Source organism: Azospirillum agricola, from assembly GCF_017876095.1.
Lineage (GTDB): Bacteria > Pseudomonadota > Alphaproteobacteria > Azospirillales > Azospirillaceae > Azospirillum > Azospirillum agricola.
Window position 1 is genome coordinate 272245 of record NZ_JAGINM010000007.1, and the last position, 19804, is coordinate 292048.

The 19804-nt window shown below is 67.8% G+C and carries 21 protein-coding genes, 1 tRNA gene and 1 pseudogene; 13 read left to right on the plus strand and 10 right to left on the minus strand.

What is annotated here, in order from left to right; translation table 11 throughout:
* The first annotated feature begins 69 nt into the window (after positions 1-69).
* The 3 genes from gyrA to J2847_RS12915 all read left to right on the plus strand — a co-directional run bounded on the left by gyrA (position 70) and on the right by J2847_RS12915 (position 3669).
* Entirely contained in the window at positions 70-2853 is a 2784-nt protein-coding gene (gene gyrA / locus J2847_RS12905; protein ID WP_209779351.1) for a DNA gyrase subunit A, read from the plus strand.
* Positions 2854-2878: 25 nt separating this feature from the next.
* Positions 2879-3445 (plus strand): pantetheine-phosphate adenylyltransferase, encoded by a 567-nt coding sequence (gene coaD / locus J2847_RS12910; RefSeq protein WP_209779352.1) that lies wholly within the window; start codon positions 2879-2881, stop codon positions 3443-3445.
* A gap of 148 nt (positions 3446-3593) precedes the next feature.
* A tRNA-Lys gene (locus J2847_RS12915) sits at positions 3594-3669 on the plus strand.
* Positions 3670-3840: 171 nt separating this feature from the next.
* Here the strand turns inward: J2847_RS12915 and J2847_RS12920 are convergent.
* The gene (locus tag J2847_RS12920; RefSeq protein ID WP_209779353.1) at positions 3841-4224 is read right to left on the minus strand and encodes a hypothetical protein; all 384 of its coding nucleotides are present in this window, start codon (positions 4222-4224) and stop codon (positions 3841-3843) included.
* 148 nt (positions 4225-4372) lie between these two features.
* Here J2847_RS12920 and J2847_RS34595 point away from each other — a divergent pair, with 148 nt between their 5' ends.
* Positions 4373-4495, plus strand: coding sequence for a hypothetical protein (locus J2847_RS34595; protein ID WP_267912522.1), 123 nt, complete (start codon positions 4373-4375; stop codon positions 4493-4495).
* A 269-nt stretch (positions 4496-4764) separates the two neighbouring features.
* On the opposite strand, the gene flgH is transcribed toward J2847_RS34595, so the two are convergent.
* From flgH to flgF, 4 genes are read right to left on the minus strand one after another with little or no spacing between them, the layout of a single operon-like run.
* Positions 4765-5547, minus strand: a complete 783-nt coding sequence (gene flgH / locus J2847_RS12925) for a flagellar basal body L-ring protein FlgH (protein WP_209779354.1) — start codon at positions 5545-5547, stop codon at positions 4765-4767.
* 13 nt (positions 5548-5560) lie between these two features.
* A complete protein-coding gene (gene flgA / locus J2847_RS12930) occupies positions 5561-6343 on the minus strand; it encodes a flagellar basal body P-ring formation chaperone FlgA (protein ID WP_209779355.1) in 783 nt (260 codons plus the stop codon).
* Between the two features lie 51 nt (positions 6344-6394).
* Positions 6395-7180 (minus strand): flagellar basal-body rod protein FlgG, encoded by a 786-nt coding sequence (gene flgG / locus J2847_RS12935; protein WP_209779356.1) that lies wholly within the window; start codon positions 7178-7180, stop codon positions 6395-6397.
* A 31-nt stretch (positions 7181-7211) separates the two neighbouring features.
* Positions 7212-7934: a flagellar basal-body rod protein FlgF gene (gene flgF / locus J2847_RS12940; RefSeq protein WP_085556935.1), complete on the minus strand. Its 723-nt coding sequence runs from the start codon at positions 7932-7934 to the stop codon at positions 7212-7214.
* Positions 7935-8525: 591 nt separating this feature from the next.
* On the opposite strand from flgF, the gene J2847_RS12945 reads away from it, so the two are divergent.
* Genes J2847_RS12945 through J2847_RS12960 form a run of 4 tightly spaced genes read left to right on the plus strand, consistent with a single transcriptional unit; the run spans position 8526 to position 11795 of the window.
* Positions 8526-9056, plus strand: coding sequence for a flagellar basal body-associated FliL family protein (locus J2847_RS12945; RefSeq protein WP_209779357.1), 531 nt, complete (start codon positions 8526-8528; stop codon positions 9054-9056).
* A gap of 17 nt (positions 9057-9073) precedes the next feature.
* On the plus strand, positions 9074-10150 hold the full coding sequence (gene fliM, locus J2847_RS12950; protein ID WP_085556933.1) for a flagellar motor switch protein FliM: 1077 nt from the start codon (positions 9074-9076) through the stop codon (positions 10148-10150).
* Positions 10151-10155: 5 nt separating this feature from the next.
* Positions 10156-10773, plus strand: coding sequence for a DUF6468 domain-containing protein (locus tag J2847_RS12955; protein WP_211114711.1), 618 nt, complete (start codon positions 10156-10158; stop codon positions 10771-10773).
* Positions 10770-11795, plus strand: coding sequence for a MotE family protein (locus J2847_RS12960; protein ID WP_209779359.1), 1026 nt, complete (start codon positions 10770-10772; stop codon positions 11793-11795). The genes J2847_RS12955 and J2847_RS12960 overlap by 4 nt, the downstream gene beginning before the upstream one ends.
* 86 nt (positions 11796-11881) lie before the next feature.
* On the opposite strand, the gene J2847_RS12965 is transcribed toward J2847_RS12960, so the two are convergent.
* The 3 genes and pseudogenes from J2847_RS12965 to J2847_RS34915 all read right to left on the minus strand — a co-directional run.
* Complete coding sequence (locus J2847_RS12965; RefSeq protein WP_085556931.1) at positions 11882-12187, minus strand: hypothetical protein; 306 nt, start codon at positions 12185-12187, stop codon at positions 11882-11884.
* 464 nt (positions 12188-12651) lie between these two features.
* On the minus strand, positions 12652-12780 hold the full coding sequence (locus tag J2847_RS34600; protein WP_263301179.1) for a hypothetical protein: 129 nt from the start codon (positions 12778-12780) through the stop codon (positions 12652-12654).
* 57 nt (positions 12781-12837) lie between these two features.
* Positions 12838-12921: pseudogene (locus tag J2847_RS34915) on the minus strand ((2Fe-2S)-binding protein); the annotation flags it as partial.
* Between the two features lie 238 nt (positions 12922-13159).
* Between J2847_RS34915 and J2847_RS12975 the strand changes: the two are divergent.
* Complete coding sequence (locus J2847_RS12975) at positions 13160-14125, plus strand: SAM-dependent methyltransferase (protein WP_209779360.1); 966 nt, start codon at positions 13160-13162, stop codon at positions 14123-14125.
* A gap of 25 nt (positions 14126-14150) precedes the next feature.
* Here the strand turns inward: J2847_RS12975 and J2847_RS12980 are convergent, their stop codons facing one another.
* Positions 14151-15758, minus strand: a complete 1608-nt coding sequence (locus J2847_RS12980; RefSeq protein ID WP_209779361.1) for a matrixin family metalloprotease — start codon at positions 15756-15758, stop codon at positions 14151-14153.
* A 113-nt stretch (positions 15759-15871) separates the two neighbouring features.
* Complete coding sequence (gene rssA / locus J2847_RS12985; protein WP_209779362.1) at positions 15872-16855, minus strand: patatin-like phospholipase RssA; 984 nt, start codon at positions 16853-16855, stop codon at positions 15872-15874.
* Between the two features lie 294 nt (positions 16856-17149).
* On the opposite strand from rssA, the gene J2847_RS34610 reads away from it, so the two are divergent.
* From J2847_RS34610 to J2847_RS13000, 4 genes are all read left to right on the plus strand, one after another.
* Positions 17150-17284, plus strand: coding sequence for a hypothetical protein (locus J2847_RS34610; RefSeq protein WP_263300997.1), 135 nt, complete (start codon positions 17150-17152; stop codon positions 17282-17284).
* 260 nt (positions 17285-17544) lie between these two features.
* Positions 17545-18273: a protein phosphatase CheZ gene (locus J2847_RS12990; protein ID WP_209779363.1), complete on the plus strand. Its 729-nt coding sequence runs from the start codon at positions 17545-17547 to the stop codon at positions 18271-18273.
* 4 nt (positions 18274-18277) lie between these two features.
* Complete coding sequence (locus J2847_RS12995) at positions 18278-19075, plus strand: hypothetical protein (RefSeq protein ID WP_233474486.1); 798 nt, start codon at positions 18278-18280, stop codon at positions 19073-19075.
* Entirely contained in the window at positions 19072-19803 is a 732-nt protein-coding gene (locus J2847_RS13000) for an OmpA/MotB family protein (RefSeq protein ID WP_209779364.1), read from the plus strand. The genes J2847_RS12995 and J2847_RS13000 overlap by 4 nt, the downstream gene beginning before the upstream one ends.
* Position 19804: the final 1 nt, after the last annotated feature.

Here is a 19804-nt window from a genome sequence, read left to right on the forward strand (position 1 = left end):
CCTTCGGCCCGCAGGGCCAGCGCCATCGCGGTCCCGCGGCGGCGCCGACCGAAGAATGAGTGTCCCTGCTTGAGCAACGCGCCCCTTCCTCCCGCCTCCGACATCGCGCCGATCAACATCGAAGACGAGATGCGGAAATCGTATCTCGACTACGCGATGAGCGTGATCGTGAGCCGCGCTCTGCCCGACGTCCGCGACGGGCTGAAGCCGGTTCATCGGCGCATCCTCTACGCGATGAAGGAGGGCGGGTACGACTCGACCAAGCCCTACAAGAAGTCGGCGCGCATCGTCGGCGACGTGATGGGTAAATACCACCCGCACGGCGACAGCGCGATCTACGACGCCATGGTCCGCATGGCGCAGGACTTCTCGATGCGGCTGCCGCTGATCGACGGCCAGGGCAACTTCGGCTCGATGGACGGCGACCCGGCGGCGGCGATGCGCTACACCGAGGCGCGGCTCGCCAAGTCGGCCGAGGCGCTGCTCGACGACATCGACAAGGACACCATCGACTTCCAGGCGAGCTACGACGATTCGGGCCGCGAGCCGACGGTCGTCCCGGCGCGCTTCCCCAACATCCTGGTCAACGGCGCCGGCGGCATCGCCGTCGGCATGGCGACCAACATCCCGCCCCACAATCTGGGCGAGGTGATCGACGCCTGCTGCGCCTACATCGACGACAACGACATCACGCTCGACGAGCTGATGGAGCATGTGCCCGGTCCCGACTTTCCGACGGGCGGCCTGATCCTCGGCCGTTCGGGCAGCCGTTCGGGCTTGCAGACCGGGCGCGGCTCGGTCGTGCTGCGCGCGAAGACCGACATCGAGGAGATCCGCAAGGACCGCTTCGCCATCGTCGCCACCGAGATTCCCTATCAGGTCAACAAGGCCAAGCTGATGGAGCGCATCGGCGAGGTCGTCAACGACAAGACCATCGAGGGCATCGCCGACCTGCGCGACGAATCCGACCGCGACGGCGTGCGCGTGGTGGTCGAGCTGAAGCGCGACGCGGTGCCCGAGGTGGTGCTGGCCCAGCTGTTCCGCCACACCCAGCTCCAGACCTCGTTCGGCGTCAACATGCTGGCGCTGCGCGGCGGGCGCCCCGAACTGTTGAATCTCAAGCAGATCATCGAGGCCTTCGTCCAGTTCCGCGAGCAGGTCATCACCCGGCGGACCGAGTTCCTGCTGGGCAAGGCGCGCGAGCGGGCGCACACCTTGGTCGGCCTCGCCGTCGCCGTCGCCAACCTCGACGCGATGATCCAGCTGATCCGCAGCGCCCCCGATCCGGTGTGGGCGCGCGAGACCATCATGGAGCGCGAGTGGCCGGTGCACGACGTCGGCCCGCTGATCGAGCTGATCGACGAGCCGGGCCGCGGCGTCAGCGAGCAAGGCACCTACCGCCTGTCCGACCAGCAGGCCCGCGCCATCCTCGATCTGCGCCTGCACCGGCTGACCGGGCTGGAGCGCGACAAGATCGGCGCCGAACTGACGGACGTCACCGACCAGATCGCCGATTTCCTGGCGACGCTCGCCAACCGGCCGAAGCTGCTGGGCATCCTGCGCGACGAACTCGTCGAGATGAAGGAGCGCTTCGGCAACCCGCGCCGCACCGAGATCCAGGAGCTGGAGTTCGAGGCCGACATCGAGGACCTGATCCAGCGCGAGGACATGGTCGTCACCGTCAGCCAGTCGGGCTACGTGAAGCGGGTGCCGCTCTCGACCTACCGGTCGCAGAAGCGCGGCGGCAAGGGCCGGGCCGGCATGTCGATGAAGGCGGAGGACGCGGTCAGCGACCTGTTCGTCGCCAACACCCACACGCCGCTGCTGCTCTTCTCGAACCGCGGCATGGTCTACAAGCTGAAGGTCTACCGGCTGCCGCTCGGCAACCCGCAGGCGCGCGGCAAGGCCTTCGTGAATTTGCTGCCGCTGATCGACGGCGAGACCATCACCACCGTGCTGCCGCTGCCCGAGGACGAGGCGACCTGGGCCGACCTGCACGTCGTCTTCGCGACGTCGAGGGGCAACGTGCGGCGCAACCGCATGTCCGACTTCGCCAACATCCGCTCCAACGGCCTGATCGCCATGAAGCTGGAGGAGGAGGGCGAACGGCTGATCGCGGTGCGCACCTGCTCCGAGACCGACGACGTGCTGCTGGCGACCAGCGGCGGCAAATGCATCCGCTTCCAGGTCGACGACGTGCGCGTTTTCGCCGGCCGCACCTCGACCGGCGTGCGCGGCATCAAGCTGGCCGACGGGGACGAGGTCGTCTCCATGTCGATGCTCGACCACGTCGAGGCGTCGGCGGAGGAGCGCGCCGCCTTCTTCAAGATGCGCCGCGAGGAAGGCGTCGAGATGGAGGGCGAGGCGGCCCCCGAGGCCGAGGAGGTTTCGGCCGAGGCGGTCACCCTGTCGCCGGAGCGCTATGAGGAGTTGAAGCGGCGCGAGCAGTACATCCTGACCGTGTCGGACAAGGGGTACGGCAAGCGCTCCTCCTCCTACGAATACCGGGTGGCCGGCCGTGGCGGCCAGGGCATCTGGAACATGGAGATGGGCGAGCGCAACGGCTCGATCGTCGCCACCTTCCCGGTGGAGGCGAGCCATCAGGTGATGATGGTGACCAACGGCGGTCAGGTGATCCGCATGCCGCTGCACGACGTGCGGGTGGCGGGCCGAAAGACGCTGGGCGTCACGCTGTTCCGCGTGGGGGCGGAGGAGCGGGTGGTGTCTGTGGCCTCCATCGCCGAGGACGAGGCGGAGAACGGCCAGGGCGGCGACATCGACGCGTCGATGGATGGCGCTCCGGATGGTCAGACCGACGGCGCCGGCGGTTCCGCCGGTGAATCGAACGAGTAACGGCAGGGCGGAGAGGGGAACTCCCATGGTGAGCAGCGTGTCCGAGACCAGCGGCAAGCGTCGGGTCGGTGTCTATCCCGGCACCTTCGACCCGATCACCAACGGCCACATGGACATCATCCAGCGGGCGGCCCGTCAGGTCGATCACCTGATCATCGGCGTCGCCCGCAACGCCGGCAAGGGCCCCCTCTACTCGACCGACGAGCGGGTGGAGATGGTGCGGGAGGATGTGGCGGGTGTGAACCACGGCGCCAGCATCGAGGTCCGTGCCTTCGATACGCTGCTGATGCATTTCGCCATCGAAATGAACGCCAGCGTCATAATCCGGGGCCTGCGCGCCGTCTCGGACTTCGAGTACGAGTTCCAGATGGCGGGGATGAACGCGCGGCTGAATCCGAAGGTCGAGACGATCTTCCTGATGTCGTCGGAAAAGCACCAGTTCATCTCCTCACGCTTCGTGAAGGAGATCGGGCGTCTGGGCGGCGACATCCGCCATTTCGTCTCGCCGCGCGTGGCCGAACGTCTGACCCAGCGTTTCGCTCTGGATGCCGGGAGCGACGGCGATTCCAGCAAGGTCCAGACTCTTTCGTGAGGTTGTTCGGTCGGTTTGCCGGAGCGCGCCGATTTCTTGAATGCCATCGTGAACACGATGGTTGACCTTCCCGGCGCGTCTCCCTATGGTGCGCCCACCCGAGCGGGAGGCCGGTTTTCTTCCGGTTTTCCCGTCTCGCATGAGTTCCGATCCGGTAGCTCAGTTGGTAGAGCACGTGACTTTTAATCATGTGGCCGTGGGTTCGAATCCCACCCGGATCACCAAAATATCAAAGGCTTAGCGCTTGATTTGGCGGGAGTATCGAACTCCCGCCACTTCGCGTGTCAACCCACCTTTTCCCTGGGCGCGCTATTGTTCCGGGTGCGGGACACCACCATTGTCCGGTTGCTGTACGATGTGGCGCCGCGGCGAGGTGGTGCGGACCACTTGGGCCATCATTCTTTTCGCAGCGCATCCAGCAACGCCGCGTGCAGCGTCTCCGGTGAGCAGGGCATTTCCAGAAGCGTTCCACCGAACTCCCCAGCCCGCCAGCGTTGCAGCAGGCTGAAATCCGCGGTGATCCCAATCCAGGGAACCCGGTATCCAAGATCGGTCTCCAAACGGCGTGCCAGCCGGTCGGCTGTGACTTGGTGGTCCGTCGGCGGAAGCAGCATAACGGACGGGCGCAGATGCGCCTCCTCCACAACCTTAAGAATATCTTCGAAGTTGTCCCCGGAAACAACCTCGGCTTCCCACGACTCGATCAATGCTTCGACGCCAAGACGCAAAATCGCGTTGTGCTCAAGGACCAGAACGGTCGTACCCTTCAGTGACTTCACGGCTTGGCCTCATCCGTCATTGAGCGCGCGGGAGTGCTCAAAGCCTGGGAGCTTCGGCTTGTGTGAAAGACCACGAGTTGCGGGATCCGTCATTAACCTGTGATGGCCTGCCGTCTTCTCCGTGCGAAAGCCCAGGGCCACGGCCTCCGTGACGACCGCCTGCGTGACGATCGCCGCCGCGACGCGGATGCAGGAACTGCCGGACGCTTCGGCCGGTCTCGTGCTGGCCGACCTTCCCTGTTTCAGCGGGGCCATCCGCAAGGCCGGGTGAACCGCCCATCAACCGAATTCTCTTCCGATCGCACCAGCCCCGGCCCTGCGCGCGGAGTTTTCCTTATCGGCAGGAACTGCCGGGAACAGGACGCGAAACGGCAAGGGATGCCTTGTCGCGTCCCTGTTGCACGGAATATTTTGCAGCGCTCGAAAATGGCTGGGGATCAGGAAGCGCCTGGGACCGGCTTGCAACGGCAGGAAGGAGGCCGAAGCCTCCTTCCTGGTTGGTTCCATTGGGAAAATTCCCGATTCGACGCCTGAGCGTCGTCAGAACGGCATGATGATGTCGAAGAGCTGCTGGCCGTAGCGCGGCTGCTGCACGTCGGTGATCTGGCCGCGGCCGCCGTAGGAGATGCGGGCCTCGGCGATCTTTTCGTAGCTGACGGTGTTTTGGGCGGTGATGTCCTCGGGCCGGATCACGCCGGTGATCTGGAGGTCGCGCACCTCGTAGTTCACGCGCACTTCCTGGCGGCCCTGGATGACGAGGTTGCCGTTGGGCAGGGTCTGCGTGATCAGAGCCGCCACCTTCAGTTCGATCTTCTCGTTGCGGTCCACCGAGCCCTTGCCGTCGTTCGTCGTGCTGCTGTTCAGGTCGACGAGGTTGGAGGCGCTGGCGCCGGCCGGCAGGACGCGGCTCAGCGTGCCGGCCTCCAGCCCGAACAGGTTGGGCATGCCGGCCTTCTCGCCGTTGGCGCGCGACCGCTTGCTCTCGTTGGCCAGCTTGGCCTGGTCGTCGATGGAGATGTTGACCGTCAGCAGGTCGCCGACCTTGCCCGCGCGCTGATCCTTGAAGAAGGCCTTGGCGCCGGTCCGCCACAGTGAATTCGGGTTGCGCTCGGTCGGCAGCGGGGTCGGCATCGGCAGGCTGACCGGCTGGTAGCCCGGCTTGGCCTGCGGGTCCTGGATCTGGCTCAGTTCCGGCGCCTTGCCGATGTCGCTGATGCGCGAGGCGGCGTTGCAGGCGGTCAGCGAAGCGGCGGCGGCGGCGATCATCGCGAAGCGGAAGGCGGCCTTGGTGACGGTCCCGGCGGCGGTCTGGATGGCGGGCATGGGAGCTTTCTCCTTACTTCGCGATGGTGCCGGGCTTTGCCACGGCGACGAGATTGTGACCCGCGACCGTCGCTTCGACGATGCGGTTGGACTGGGTGTTGACGACGCGGATCACTTCGCCGCGGCCGCCGTCCTGGAGGGCCTTGCCCTGGGTGGTCAGCGACATGCTCTCGGTCGCCAGCGTGATGGTGACGAGCGCGCCCTTGTCGATCATGCGCGGCGACTGGAGGTCGCGCAGCCGCACCGGCTGGTTGGTCGGGACGCCGCGCCGGGGCGTCATGCCGATGAGCTGGGCGTCGGTGGCGGCGGTGTCGCTGCTGGTCTGGTCGGCGCGGACGTCCTGCCAGTCGACGTCGCCCGGGCCGATGACGTCGCCGGGGACCACCCGGCGGGCCAGCACCGGCACCTGGACCACGCCGAAGGCGCGGCCGGCGACCGGCAGGCGAACCGCCGGCTGGGTGTTCGACACCACGATCTCCGCCGCGAAACGGCCCTGCACCGGGTTGTAATAGAGGTTCTCCACCGTGAGGCCGCCGGCGCCCTGGGGCGCGCGCAGTTCGATGGCGCGGCTGTCCAGTTCCATCTGCAACCGGCCGACCGTCACCACACGGGACAGCGCGTCGGACAGGACGGCCTCCACATGCGGGGTGCCGTAGACCACGGACGGCGGCGGCGTGTCCGGCCCGGCGCCGGCGGGGGCTCCCATGGCGGGGGCTCCCATGGTGGCCGCGAATGCGGCGCCGGGGGCGGCCAGCAGGGCGGTGCCGAGGAGGAGGATGGAGAGGGTGCGCTTCATGGCGGCGGTTCCCGGAACAGGAGGGCCAGACGAGGGAACTGGCTGGCGGCGTTACTTCATCTGGCTGGCTTGCTGCATCATCTCGTCGGTCGTCTTGATGATCTTGGAGTTCATCTCGTACGCCCGCTGCGCGGTGATCAGCGTCGTGATTTCCTGCACCACGTTGACGTTGGAGGTCTCCAGCGCCCCCTGGGTCAGCCGGCCGAAGCCGGGGTTGCCGGGGTTGGCGGTGACCGCCTGGCCCGAGGCGCCCGTTTCCAGGAACAGATTGTCGCCGATGGCCTCCAGGCCGGCGGCGTTGGCGAAGGTGGCGAGCTGGATCTGGCCGACATTCTGCGTGGCGGTCTGGCCGTCCAGCTTCACCAGCACCTCGCCCGACGGGTTGATCGCCACGTCGACGGCGTTGTTCGGGATGGTGATGTTCGGCTGGATCGGGTAGCCGTCGGCGGTGACGACCACGCCCTCGGGCGACAGCTTGAAGTTGCCGGCGCGGGTGTAGCTGGTGTCGCCGCTGGGCAGCGTCACCTGGAAATAACCCGAGCCGTTGATGGCGACGTCCAGCTTGTTGTCGGTGATGTTCAGGTTGCCCTGTTCCAGCACGCGGGCCACGGCGGCGACGCGGACGCCGGCGCCGATCTGCACGCCGGTCGGCACGACGGTGCCGGCGTCCGAGGAGGTCGAGCCGATGCGGCGGAAATTCTGGTAGAGCAGATCCTGGAACTCGGCCCGCTGCTTCTTGAAGCCGGTGGTCGTGGCGTTCGCGATGTTGTTCGAGATCGTCTCGACGTTGAGCTGCTGGGCGATCATGCCGGTGGCGCCGATGGCGAGGCTGCGCATGGGTCTGTTTCCTCTCGTCTTCGGGCGGGGCTCAGGCCGAGCGGCCCAGCTTCTGGATCATCGAGCGGATGCGCTCGTGCTCGTTGTCGATGACGCGCTGCGCCGACATGTAGCTGCGCTGGACCTCGATCATCTGCGTCATCTCCACGACGGGCTTCACGTTGCTACCCTCAAGCAAGCCTTGTGCCACCTTGGTGTCCGCCGGGGCCGGCTGCGGCTCCTCGTCGGAGACGTAGAGGCCGGAGCCGACTTCGGTCATCAGCTGCTCGTTCTTGAAGGTGACGATGTTCAGCTTGCCGACCGGGCCGAGTTCGGTGGAGACGGTGCCGTCGCCGCTGACCTTCACGTCCGAGGTGCCGGCGGGCAGCACGATGGGCTGGCCGTTGTCGGCCAGCACCGGCAGGCCGCCGCCGTCGACCATCTGGCGCTGGTCGTTCAGGCGGAAGTTGCCGGCGCGGGTGTAGCGCGGGCCGCTGGCGGTATCGACGGTGAAGTATCCGTTGCCGGTCAGCGCCAGATCCATCGGGTTTCCGGTCTGGGTCATCGCCCCGACCGAGAGATCGCGGACCACGGCACGGTCCTGGACGAAGCTGACGCGCTCGTGGAGAGCCGGCTTTTCCATGAACTCGGTGAACAGCATGCGCTGGTTCTTGTAGCCGGTCGTGTTCATGTTCGCGATGTTGTTCGACGTCACATCAAGCTGCCGCCGCAGGGTGAGCTGGCGCGACAGAGCGACGTAGATCGAATTTTCCATCTTGCCTCATCCTTCACACGGGGTCGGGCCGACATCCGACCGGCGAAAAGGGGTATTGCAGGCAGCGTGCCAACCTTGCGGAGACGGCAGTTTCCCTGGATTCCCGGCAAGGCGATGGCGTTCCGGCCGGGCGGGGCAGGGGATGCCGGGCAGAAACTGCCGGGGCGGGACCGTTCCTGCCGGGTTCCGCCGGGCAAGACTCTCCCGTTCCCGCCATGGCGCCGGGCCATGCGGGTGTGAGGACGGAATCCGGGCGTCGGGGGAGGGTGCCTGCTTTCCCTTCCGGGATCGTCATGCCCGGCCTTGAGCCGGGCCGTCATCCGCGAGCACGCGCACGCGCCGGCGGTTTTGCCCACGACAAGCACGGGCATGACGATCCTGGAAAGCCGGCGGCCTGAGCCCATCCCGTTTTCCGGACACGGAGGTCCGGGCGCCACCAATCAAAAAGCGTGCCGTTTCGGGCACAGAGCCGCTGAATTCCTTGCGGGGAGATGCCCCGCAGGGGTGTCGAAAGGACTTATTAACTATCCCAAAGATAACTTTGGCCGGTCGGCGGGATCCTCCCCGCCCCCGAAGCCACCCAGGATCCCCATGGCCGCCGAAGCCGATGCCGGCGAACTTTCGACCGACGGACTGCCGCGAAAGAAATTCAGCGGCAAGAAGCTGGTGCTGTTCGTCATTCTCCCGCTGGTGCTGCTGATCGGCGCCGGGGCGGGGGTGTATTTCTCCGGCCTGCTGGACAGTCTGCTCGGCAAGACCGAGGAGCACGCGGAGGAGGCGCACCCCGCCGAACCCGCGCAGCCCGACCCGCACGCGGCCCCGGTCTTCTACGACCTGCCCGACATGCTGGTGAACCTGAACAGCGCCGGCAAGCGGCCCGCCTTCCTGAAGATCAAGATTTCGATCCAGCTGTCGAAACCGGAGGACGTCTCGGCGGTTGAACATGTGCTGCCGCGCATCATCGACAATTTCCAGGTTTACCTGCGCGAGTTGCGGCTGGAGGATCTGCGCGGGTCGGCCGGCATGTACCGTCTGCGGCAGGAGCTGCTGATGCGCATCACCGCCGCCGCCCATCCGGTGAAGGTGAAGGACGTGCTGTTCAAAGAAATGCTGGTCCAGTAACGGCGGGGACGCGGGCCATGAGCGACACCGAGGAGCTGAGCGAAGAGGAACGCCTTGCCGCCGAATGGGCGGCGCTGGCGGAGGACAGCGGCGACGTCGGCGACATGGGCGGCGGCGGCGGGTCCACCCGCGTCCTGAACCAGGACGAGATCGACAGCCTGCTCGGCTTCGACCAGGGCGGGGCCGGAGACGGCGACAACTCCGGCATCATGGCGCTGGTCAACTCGGCGCTGGTCAACTACGAACGCCTGCCCATGCTGGAGGTGGTCTTCGACCGCCTCGTCCGCATGATGTCGACAAGCTTGCGCAACTTCACCTCCGACAATGTCGAGGTCAGCCTCGACCAGATTTCCTCGGTGCGTTTCGGCGACTACCTGAACTCCATCCCGCTGCCGGCGATGCTTTCGGTCTTCAAGGCGGAGGAATGGGACAATTACGGCCTGATGGTCGTGGACTCGGCGCTGATATACTCGATCGTCGACGTGCTGCTCGGCGGCCGGCGCGGCACGGCCGCGATGCGCATCGAGGGCCGCCCCTACACCACCATCGAGCGCAACCTTGTCGAGCGCATGGTCCATGTGGTGCTGTCCGACCTCTCCGCCGCCTTCGACCCGCTGTCGCCGGTGACCTTCCGCTTCGACCGGCTGGAGACCAACCCGCGCTTCGCCACCATCGCGCGCCCCGCCAACGCGGCGGTGCTGGTCAAGCTGCGCATCGACATGGAGGATCGCGGCGGCCGGCTGGAGCTGATGATCCCCTACGCGACGCTGGAGCCGGTCCGCGAACTGCTGCTCCAGATGTTCATGGGCGAGAAGTTCGGCCGTGACTCGATCTGGGAAACCCACTTGGCGTCGGAGCTGATGGTGACGGACGTCGATCTGTCGGCCGTGCTCGACGAGGTGACGATGACGCTGCACGACGTGCTGAACTGGCGCGTCGGCACCCGCATCCTGCTGAACGCCACGCCCGACGGCGCCATCGAGCTGCGCTGCGGCGACGTCTCGATGTTCCAGGGCCGCATGGGCCGCAAGGGCGGCCACATCGCGGTGCGGCTGGAAAAGGAACTTCCCAAACAGGAGGTCATGCGGCTGTGAGTCCAATGATCTCCCTGATCCTGGATCTGGTCATCGTCGGCCTGCTGGCGGCGACGATCGCCTACGCGATCATCCTCAACAAGCAGATCGTCAAGCTGCGCGAGAGCCGCGGCGAGATGGCCGAACTGATCCAGGGGCTGAACGACGCGATGGCCAAGGCCGACACCGGCGTGCGCGGGCTGAAGAAGACCGCCGCCGACACCGGCGAGGATCTCCAGCGCACCGTCGCCAAGGCGCAGGCCCTGCGCGACGAGCTGCACTTCATGATCGAGGCCGCCGACACGCTGGCCACCCGGCTGGGCAACGTCGCCGAGCGCGACAGCGGGCGCGACCAGGGGCGTCCTGGGGCGGCGCGCGGCCCGATGGCGCGCACCCCGGTCAAGCCGGCGCTCGCCCCGCGCCAGCTGGCCCGCCCGGTGCCGCTCGACTCGCACGACGACGACCATGACGACGCGCCGCCGCCGGTCCGGCTGGATCTTGCGCCGCGCCGCGCCGTGGCCCCGGAACCGCGCGAGCCGCAACCCTTGGCCCGCGACCCGATAACCCGCGACGGGGAGAGCCTGTCGCGGGCCGAACGTGAACTGCTCCAGGCGATCGAGAACGCCGGTAGGGGGATCGGATGAGCGACGCGCAGAAGATCATCGCGGAGTTCGCCGCCCAACTGGCCGCGAAATCGACGGCCCAGCCGGGCGCGACCGCGGCGCGGGCGGAGGAACGGGTGGTGATCCGGCCGGCCGGCGCCGCGCCGACCGGGGTGCGGGTTTCCGCCTCCGTGGCGAATCCGCCGGCCGCCGCCCAGCCGTCCGGCCAGCCCGCCGCTGCCGCTGCCGCTGCCGCCCGTACCGCGCCCCGCGCCGGAGCCAAGAGCAAGGCGAAGGGGAAGCCACGCAAGGCTGCGGCGGTCCGGCGTCCGCTCGGGGAGCGTCTGCGCGCGCGCATGAAGGCGATCCGTTTCCGCCTGCTGCCGCTGACCATCTTCGTCGCGGTCCTGATGCTCGGTGTCCGGGTCGGCGATCTGTGGCGCCTCGTCGCGCGCGACGTGCGGCTGCCGGAGTTCCCGGTGTCGCTGGCCGAGAACCCGCCGGCCAAGCCGCCCGCCGCGACGACCAAGCCGGCCGGCGCGCCCCAGACGGCCAGCGTCCCGAACCCGCCGAAGGACGGCCCGCCGGCCCAGGGCGGCTCGAACCCGGCGCCGCCGCCCGCCGCCGGCATGGCGCCGCTGGCCCCGCTTGGCCCGATTGACAACCAGGAGCTGCTGAAGCATTTCGCCGAGCGCCGCGCCGAGATCGAACAGCGCACCAAGGAGATGGAGCAGCGCGAGGCCCTGCTGGCCGCCGCCGAGAAGCGGATCGACCAGAAGGTGGCGGAGATGGAGAAGGTCCGCACCGACATCCAGAAGCTGATGAACCAGGGCGACGAGAAGCAGTCGGCGCAGCTTGAGAGCCTCGTGAAGATCTACGAGACGATGAAGCCCAAGGAGGCCGCCCGCATCTTCGAGGAACTGGACATGCCCGTGCTGCTGGGGGTCATCCAGCGGATGAAGGAACAGAAGACGGCGCCGATCCTGGCGGCGATGGACCCGGTCAAGGCCAAGGAGGTGACCTCGGCCCTGGTCGAGCGCCGGGTGCCGATGAAGGTCAACTGAGCCTGAGAACAAACCTGAGCCTGAGAACAAGCGGGCCGGATCGGCTGTCCGATCCGGCCCGCTTTCCGTGGCGATGCAACCAGTTCCTACGCGGCCAGTCTTTGGAGACGGCCGTCGATGTCGTCGAGCGCGTGCATCAGCTCCCGCATCGCCTGGTCGGCGCGGGCACGGGCGAAGGGCCAGGCGTCGTCATCGGCCCGGCGGGCGGCCTCGATGTGGCCGGAGGCGCGGTTGCGAAGCCCGCGCAGGCTGTCGAGCGTGCGCTCCCACATTTCCCGCCCCTCGATCTCGGCGCGTTCGACGGTGGAGCGCAGGCGTTCCATGCGGTCGGCGGCGTGCAGGACCAGATCGCGGCTGAGCGCGTCGAAGGCTTGCCGTTCGCGGCTGCTCATGAACTTCTCCCTGAACGGTGACACTCGTCGGGTGAACCGGTCGGCACCATAGCCACGCTGGCGTCCGGCAGAAACGCGCCGGAAGCGCAGGGGGGACATCCCCGATGGGGGATGGCCGTTATGCCCAAAAGAAAGCCGGCCGGGCTGCCTATCCCTTGAAGGGGATAAGCAAAGCCCGAACCCAAAGAGTTCTTCTTGGTTGATGTGCGTTTCCTCATTGGCCGGCTTTTTTTACCCGGTCCATGTTTTGTATGGCTCTTGGTACGCCATTCGCCTGACGTTTTGATTATCGTTTGTTGAAGGTTTTGTGCCTCAGGGCCGGGCTTTAGTCAATCCAACCAAAAATCATAGACAGCGACCATTTTGCCGCAGCCGAAAGGCGAAGCCGGCCTCTCCTTTTCAAAGTCGAGGCGCCTTGGAAACCGAACGAACGGGTGAAAAGCACGGGAACGGGGAGGGGGTGTTTATTCCGCGGCGACGCCATAGGCGGGAACCAGATCACCATTGACCGGGGCATGGTCGTGATGGTGATCGTGCTGGTCGGAGCAGGCGCCGCAATGGCTGGCGGGGGCGGTGCGGTGATCGTTGGCCATCGCGCGCATCATCGGCACGCATTTGCCGCACTGGACCTGGCATTCGTAGTGACGAAAAACAGAAGCGGGAGTCTTTGCGCCGTTGCTGAGGGCCGCCTTGACTTTCTTGTCGTTCAACGCGTGGCAGATGCAAACGTACATAAGCCCTCAGCACCGGTCGTTGACGGGGCGGCGCCTTGGCGGGCGCCGCTGTCGGCGGGTCGTTTCCTGCGCTCAGATGTACTGATACTGCGAATCGTTGTCAATCGACCAATTGCGAACGCCTCTCACACGCTTTCGGAGTGCGCTCCTTTGTCACAACCTCCATCGGACGGGTGGGCGGTGGCGCCGCCTCTCTCTTGCGCTTGCAATCGCGGCGCGGCGGCGGTAGCCCGTGGGCATGCAAGACACTCCCGACACCGCGCCCGACTCCGCCCTTCCTTCGGCCAGCCCGTCCATTGCCCCCCTGGGGCAGACGGTCTATCTGGCGCCCGACGGATTCGTCGACGATCTGGTGGCGGAACTGGGCGACGTCGCCTTGGTGGACGGCCGGCTGGTCTTCGCCGACGGTCCGGCGCGGCCCGCCGCCTGGGCGCAGAACATCTGGTTCGATCCGGTGCGGATCGAGATCGGCTCCATCAAGGGCGGCGCCAAGGCGCTACGCGGCATCCAGCGGAACTGGGCGCTGTGGTCGCAGCGCCACCACCGCCGCGCCGCGCTGATCCAGGACAACCTGCCGCACGTCTCGGCCAAGCCGGTGGTCTTCCCGTCACCGTTGCCGACGGCGCCGCTGGGCTCCTGGACGCTGCTGGACGAAAGCACCATCGTCGCGGCGGCGCGCTGCTCCAGCCCCTTCCGGCACGGCGAGGTGCCCTTCGTCGAGAACCGGACCGCCCCGCCCAACCGCGCCTATCTCAAGCTGTGGGAGGCGCTGACCCTGTTCGGCGAGCAGCCGGGGCCGGGCGACCGCTGCCTCGACCTCGGCGCCTGCCCCGGCGGCTGGACCTGGGTGCTGCACGAGCTGGGGGCCTCGGTGGTCAGCGTCGACAAGGCGCCGCTCGATCCGGCCATCGCCCGGTTGCCGCGCGTCGAGATCCGCCAGGAGAGCGCCTTCGGACTGAAGCCTCAGGATGTCGGGCCGGTGGACTGGCTGTGCTGCGACGTGATCTGCTACCCGACGCGGCTGCTGCGGCTCGTGCGCGACTGGATGGACAGCGGCTTGGCCAAGCGCTTCGTCTGCACCCTGAAGTTCCAGGCCGACACCGATCACGAGACGGCGCGCGCCTTCGCCGCCATCCCCGGCGGGCGGGTGCTGCACCTCCACCACAACAAGCACGAGCTGACCTGGATGTGGCCGGCGGCCTGAGGGCGGTGGCCGTATCCATGGCCGGTCAGGCGATGACGGTCCGGCCCTCCGCGTAGCCGTGCTGGACATAGTGGCGCGTCGCCGCCGTCAGGTCGCTGCCGAAGGCGGAGCGCAGGTCGGCGTAGCTGGCCAGATAGGCCGCGGCGTCGAAGGAGGCCAGCGAACGCCCCTCATAGCGGCCGGAGGTCAGGTAATGCAGCTCGACCGCCTCGGTGTCGGTGCCGAAGGCGCGGATCAGGTCGGGGTTGCTGGCCTCGTAGGACAGCGTGTCGAAGAGCGTGGCGCTGCGCCCCTCCGCGCGGCCGCGCTGGATGTAATGGCGCGTGGCCGCCGAGGCGTCGCTGCCGAACGCGTCCATCAGGTCGTGGTAGCCGGCGAGGTAATTGTAGGGGTCGAAGCCGGTCAGGCTGCGCCTCTCGACGACGCCCAGTTCGACGTAATGGTTGGTGGCGGCCGTGGTGTCGGTGCCGTAAGCGGTCATCAGGTCGGCGTTGGACGCCAGGTAGCGCAGCGCGTCGAAGCCGCCGGCGGCAGCGGCGGTCAGCGCGATGCCGCTGTCCGAGAAGCGGAGATGCTCGATGCCGGTCAGGACGTCGTTGCCCTCGACCCCGCTGACGACATAGGCGCCCGTCGAGGTCAGCCGGATGCTGTACTGGTCGCGCGTGCCGCTGAGATAAACGGTGTCGTCGCCGGCCCCGCCATCGATGCGGTTGCCCAGGCTGTTGACGGTGAAGCTGTCGTTGCCGGTTCCCCCGACGGCCTTCTGGATGCGGGTGCCGTAGGCCAGCCCGACCGACAGCACGCCGCCCACGCTGCTGAAGGTTCCCTCGCGCAGGTCGATGGATAGCGCGGCGTTCTGGGCGGCGCCGTTCAGCGTGTTGACGCCGTTGGGATCCCACAGCGTGACGTAGGCGCTGGAGGCGAGCGTGTAGCTGTCGTTGCCGGGCGCCGCGGCCATGTTGGCGCCGTACAGGTACTGGATCGCGGCGGTGTCGTAGATGCCGGGACCGGTCGGATAGACACCCGACGGCAGCGCCGCGTTGTTGTGGTAGGACATTACGGTGAAGGCGTAATTGTCCTCGGCGGCGGAGAGGTAGGGGCCGTCCTCGCCGTTCGAAAAGCCGGCGTTGTAGTTGCCGGGGTGCTTGAGGCCCAGCGCGTGGCCGATCTCGTGGACCAGCGTCAGGAAGCCGTAGCTGGCGATCGTCGGGTTGGCGTTGGTGGCGCTGTCGTTCGCGACGAAGACGGCGCCGCCGGTGGAACTGGTGGAGGGGTAGTAGGTGTAGGCGGCCGACTGGCCGCGCTGCCGGTTGGTGGCGAAGGTGATGGTCGCGCCGGCGACGTCGGTCGTCTCGACGAAGGTGACGTTGGCGACGGCGCTCCAGGTCGCCAGCGCCTGCCGGACGGCGGCCTGTTGGGTGGCGCTCATCGCCGCGAAGCCGGTCGCGTCGGCGCTCGACGCCTGCCGTGAGCTGGTCATGAAGGCGTAGGTGACAACGACCGCCCCGCCCACCGAGGCGCTGCCCAGCACCGTGTTGCCGGCCCCCCAATGGGCGGTGCCCGACGTCAGGAGTGCGGAGATGAAGGAGGGGATGTCGGCGGCGCTGCTGGCGGCCGCCTCGTCGTCGCTCATCGGCGCGGGTTCCTTGTCTTGAGGGGGCTTGAGGGGGCTTGGGGGCGGAAGGTCGGATCGGCGGATCCATCCAAACCGGATGATACGCGCGTGCGCGAAAATTCCTGCGGCGATCAGGCCCGCCGCAGCGCCAACTCGATGGAGGGCCGCAGCATCGACGCGGCGGCGTAGCCGATCTCCACCGCCTCGGCGGCGCGGTCGAACTCCAGGATGCCGATGTGGGCCAGGCGCGGGGCGATCAGCACGTCCGGCGGCTCGCCGGCCAGGCGCGAGCGGGTGATGCGGTCCTGCATGATGTCGATCGACCCGGCCATGACCTCCAGCGCGTTGGGGACCTGGGCGCGGGAATGGTCGAGCTGGTCGGCCAGGAAGCGGGTGCGCCGGTTCGGCTTGCGCCCCAGCCATGTGGAGATCTGCCCGGTCAGCTGAGAGAAGGTCGGGGAGATGGCGTCGCCCCCGGCGGTCACCGGCTCGCGCCGGGCCTCCGCCTTGGCGTTGGGGCGGCCGAGCGGCGACAGCTCGCTGTTCAGATTCACCGCGACGACCACGTCGGCGCCCAGCGCCCGGCACAGCGACACCGGCACCGGATTGACCAGCGCCCCGTCGACCAGCCAGCGCCCCTCGTGCCGCACCGCCGGGAACAGGCCGGGCATCGCCGCCGAGGCGAGCACCGCCGGCAGCAGCGGCCCGTCGCGCAGCCAGATCTCGCGCCCCGTCGACAGGTCGGTGGCGACCGAGGCGAAGGACAGGGGCAGATCCTCGATCCGCACGTCGGTGCGCTCGTTGTGGAAGCGCTCGAACGCCTTCTCCGACGCCACGAGGCCACCGCGCCGGAAGGTCAGGTCGATGATCCCCAGCATGCCGAGCCAGCCCATCTTCTGCGCCCAGGCCTGCAACTCGTCGAGCTGGTCGGTCAGGTAGGCGGCCCCGACCGCCGCGCCGATCGACGTGCCGCAGATGATGTCGGGCTCGATCCCGCTCTCCTCCAGGGCGCGCAGGACGCCGATGTGCGCCCAGCCGCGCGCGGCGCCGCTGCCCAGCGCCAACCCGATCTTCAGACCGCTGCCGTTCCGGCTTTCCACACGCTGGCCATCCATCGACGCTTCCCTCCGGCTTGACCTTGAGAGTGGTATCTAAGCAATGCCATCCGTAGGCGAAAGATGCCTTTCGGGGCAAGCCGGGCGCGTGGCCGTTCTTGTCCAGCCAGAGAATGGAAAACCCACCTGATTTTACCGACTTTTGGCTGGTATCACCGGCAAGGGGCGGGACTGTGGCATTTCTGTGCCAGTGGATGGAATGATTCACCCTATGCTGCGCGTTAACCATAGATCAACTGGTCGGCGCGCATTTTTGTCGGGTATCTAGATTGTTAGCCAAAGCGGTGGATTACCATGGCCGACGAACTGAAGAGCTTCAAGAAGGACTGGCAGCGCTGGTCGGCGACGGAGAAGATGATCGCCGTCACCGTGCTGATCCTGGTCGCCGCCACGCTGGTCGGCGCGCCGATCACCGTCGGCCTGCTGTAAGCCATCCCTCCGCGATCTCTGTTGCGGCGGTGCCACACTCATCCACGCCTCTGTTGCTTGCCCGTCATCGTCTTTACGGCCTCTTAACCGACACAATCTAGGTTAAGATGGCTTGAACGAATCCTGGGGCGGTGAGCGCCGGTCTGGTCGGAACGGGTGCGGTCGGAACGCGGGAGTTCCGGCTCCGGATCGGCACTCGGGAGGTTCCGGCATCAATCGATCGTGACCGTCGCCGGCACGCCCTCTCGCTGGACACGCCAATGACCTTCTCCGCCCAGTCGTCCGTGATGGAGCAGAAGCTCCTGAGACAGCGCATCGACGCCGCCTTCGCCGAAGCCGCCCAGCCCCTGACGCGCGACGAGGTGACGGACATCGTCCGCTCGATCCTCGGCAGCATGGACGGCGACATCTCGGCCACCGACCTGCGGCTCTACAAGGAGGTCGTCGACCTCGCCAGGTTCATCGAGAACGCCAAGCAGGAGCTTGCGGCGCTCCAGCCCGAGGAAATCCGCGACGAGCACATCCGCAGCGCGACCGACGAGCTGGACGCGGTGGTGGGCGCCACCGAAAAGGCGACCTTCGCGATCTTCGACGCCTGCGACGCCATCGGCGCGGTGGCCGGCCAGACCGACGCCGGGACGGGCGCCAAGCTGAACGACCAGATCACCAAGATCTACGAGGCCTGCAACTTCCAGGACATCACCGGGCAGCGGATCACCAAGGTGGTTCGCACCCTCAAGCACATCGAGGCGAAGGTCGACATGATCGTCGCCGCCTTCGGCAACGAGGTGCGCCAGAACCACGCCCCCCGTCTGGCCAAGCTGGCCGCCGAGGAGGCCGCCGCCAACCCGGAGCCGGCGGTTGCGGGTTCCGCCCCCGCTCCCGCCGACTCCGCCGAGGCCGACCAGAAGCTGCTGCACGGCCCGCAGCTTCCGGGCAACGCCATGGACCAGGACGAGATCGACCGCCTGCTGGCGAGCTTCGATTGACGCCATGCTGGCCGGCAAGCCCAGTTCCGGTTCCGCCGGTCCCTCCCTCCCGCGCGTCGGGTCCGGCGCGCCCGGGAGCCTGCTGAGCGCCCGTCCGGCCACCCACGTCAACCCCAACAACGGCAGCATCGTGCTGCTGCTGTCGCTGTTCCTGCTGCTGCTGGTCTTCTTCATCGTGCTGAACGCCCAGTCGGTGCAGACGGTGCGGAAGGTCAAGGCGGTCGCCGCCTCGCTGGAGAGGAGCTTTTCGGATTTCGTGGTCGATCCCCGCCTGCGCGAGGGAACTGAGACGGTGGCCTCGCGGGTCGGCACTGTCTTCGCGGTGCAGCGGCTGGACAGCGTCGGCACCCTGTTCGCCACCGCCGTCGCCGTCGCCAAGGTCGAGAGGGTGGCGCCCGGCCGCCTGCTGGAGGTGCGGCTGTCGGCCGACGACCTGTTCGTCGCCGGGACCATGGCCCTGCGGCCGGACCGCCAGGGGCTGATCGACCGGGTCGTCGACGCGTTGCGGGAGTCCCGGCAGGGCGAGCGGATGGAGCTGGACGCGCTGCTCGGCATCGGCCCGACCGGCACGCCCAGCCAGCCGCCGGGTCCGGTGGCGCGCGGCGGCGTGCTGGCCCGCGCGCTGATCGCCGGCGGCGCCCCGCCGCAAAACGTCACGATCGGCATCGAGCGTGGTGACCCTGGCGGCGTCCGGCTGTTGTTCACCCTGAGGCTGTCCGACGAGCCGTCGGCCGGGAAGGGCGCCGCGTCGGCACCGGCCGGCCTTCCCGCGGCCGGGAAACCGGGCGGAGGACGGCCATGATCCGGGTGCCGCGCGTCGGCGGGTCGGGGAGGGTCGGGGACGATCCGGGCGGGCATCGCAAGACGATGTGGCTGATCAGCTTCACCGACCTGATTTCCTTGATGCTCGCCTTCTTCGTTCTGATGTATTCGATGAGCGAGCCGGAAACGCAGCGTTGGGTGCGGCTGACCCAGGGGCTGTCGGAGACGATCCCCGCCGCGCGTTCCACCGCGACGGCGCCGTCGGACCGGCCCGCCGAGCCGCGGGCGGCCTTCAACGCGCAGGCGGTGGAGGCGCGGGCGGCCATCGACCTCGGTTATCTGGGCGCGCTGCTGCGCGGCCAGATCGGGGCGAACGCCGAACTGGCTGCGGTGGAGGTCCGCCGGGAGGACGACCGGGTGGTCATCGGTCTGCCGGGCGAGAGCATGTTCGACGAGACGGGAGCCCTCTTCACCGATCCGGGGCGGCGCATCCTGTTTCTGCTGGGCGCCGTGGTCGGCCGCATCGGCAACCGGATCGAGGTGGTCGGCCATGCCGAGCGCGAGGATCCGGCCGGCGGTGTCGCCTGGGAGCGGGCGCTGACCCGCGCGGTGGCGGTGTCCGCCGCCCTGCGGGAAACCGGCTACCAGCGCGATCTGGTGGCCCGCGCGGTGATGGAGACGCCGTCGTCGCCAGGCGCGGCGGGCGCAGGAACCGCCGGAGGGCGCGTCCGGGTGGACATCGTGGTGCGTGAGGAAGGAGCGGATTGAG

Bases quoted from the DNA above. Each gene is read 5' to 3' on its own strand.
- J2847_RS12980 (WP_209779361.1), bottom strand. From the start codon at position 15,758: ATGAGCGACGACGAGGCGGCCGCCAGCAGCGCCGCCGACATCCCCTCC.
- flgF (WP_085556935.1), bottom strand. From the start codon at position 7,934: ATGGAAAATTCGATCTACGTCGCTCTGTCGCGCCAGCTCACCCTGCGG.
- J2847_RS12945 (WP_209779357.1), top strand. From the start codon at position 8,526: ATGGCCGCCGAAGCCGATGCCGGCGAACTTTCGACCGACGGACTGCCG.
- J2847_RS13000 (WP_209779364.1), top strand. From the start codon at position 19,072: ATGATCCGGGTGCCGCGCGTCGGCGGGTCGGGGAGGGTCGGGGACGAT.
- J2847_RS12990 (WP_209779363.1), top strand. From the start codon at position 17,545: ATGACCTTCTCCGCCCAGTCGTCCGTGATGGAGCAGAAGCTCCTGAGA.
- fliM (WP_085556933.1), top strand. From the start codon at position 9,074: ATGAGCGACACCGAGGAGCTGAGCGAAGAGGAACGCCTTGCCGCCGAA.
- flgA (WP_209779355.1), bottom strand. From the start codon at position 6,343: ATGAAGCGCACCCTCTCCATCCTCCTCCTCGGCACCGCCCTGCTGGCC.
- rssA (WP_209779362.1), bottom strand. From the start codon at position 16,855: ATGGATGGCCAGCGTGTGGAAAGCCGGAACGGCAGCGGTCTGAAGATC.
- J2847_RS12995 (WP_233474486.1), top strand. From the start codon at position 18,278: ATGCTGGCCGGCAAGCCCAGTTCCGGTTCCGCCGGTCCCTCCCTCCCG.
- coaD (WP_209779352.1), top strand. From the start codon at position 2,879: ATGGTGAGCAGCGTGTCCGAGACCAGCGGCAAGCGTCGGGTCGGTGTC.
- J2847_RS12960 (WP_209779359.1), top strand. From the start codon at position 10,770: ATGAGCGACGCGCAGAAGATCATCGCGGAGTTCGCCGCCCAACTGGCC.
- J2847_RS12955 (WP_211114711.1), top strand. From the start codon at position 10,156: ATGATCTCCCTGATCCTGGATCTGGTCATCGTCGGCCTGCTGGCGGCG.
- J2847_RS12965 (WP_085556931.1), bottom strand. From the start codon at position 12,187: ATGAGCAGCCGCGAACGGCAAGCCTTCGACGCGCTCAGCCGCGATCTG.
- flgH (WP_209779354.1), bottom strand. From the start codon at position 5,547: ATGCCCGCCATCCAGACCGCCGCCGGGACCGTCACCAAGGCCGCCTTC.
- J2847_RS34600 (WP_263301179.1), bottom strand. From the start codon at position 12,780: ATGGCCAACGATCACCGCACCGCCCCCGCCAGCCATTGCGGCGCCTGC.
- J2847_RS12975 (WP_209779360.1), top strand. From the start codon at position 13,160: ATGCAAGACACTCCCGACACCGCGCCCGACTCCGCCCTTCCTTCGGCC.
- J2847_RS34610 (WP_263300997.1), top strand. From the start codon at position 17,150: ATGGCCGACGAACTGAAGAGCTTCAAGAAGGACTGGCAGCGCTGGTCG.
- flgG (WP_209779356.1), bottom strand. From the start codon at position 7,180: ATGCGCAGCCTCGCCATCGGCGCCACCGGCATGATCGCCCAGCAGCTC.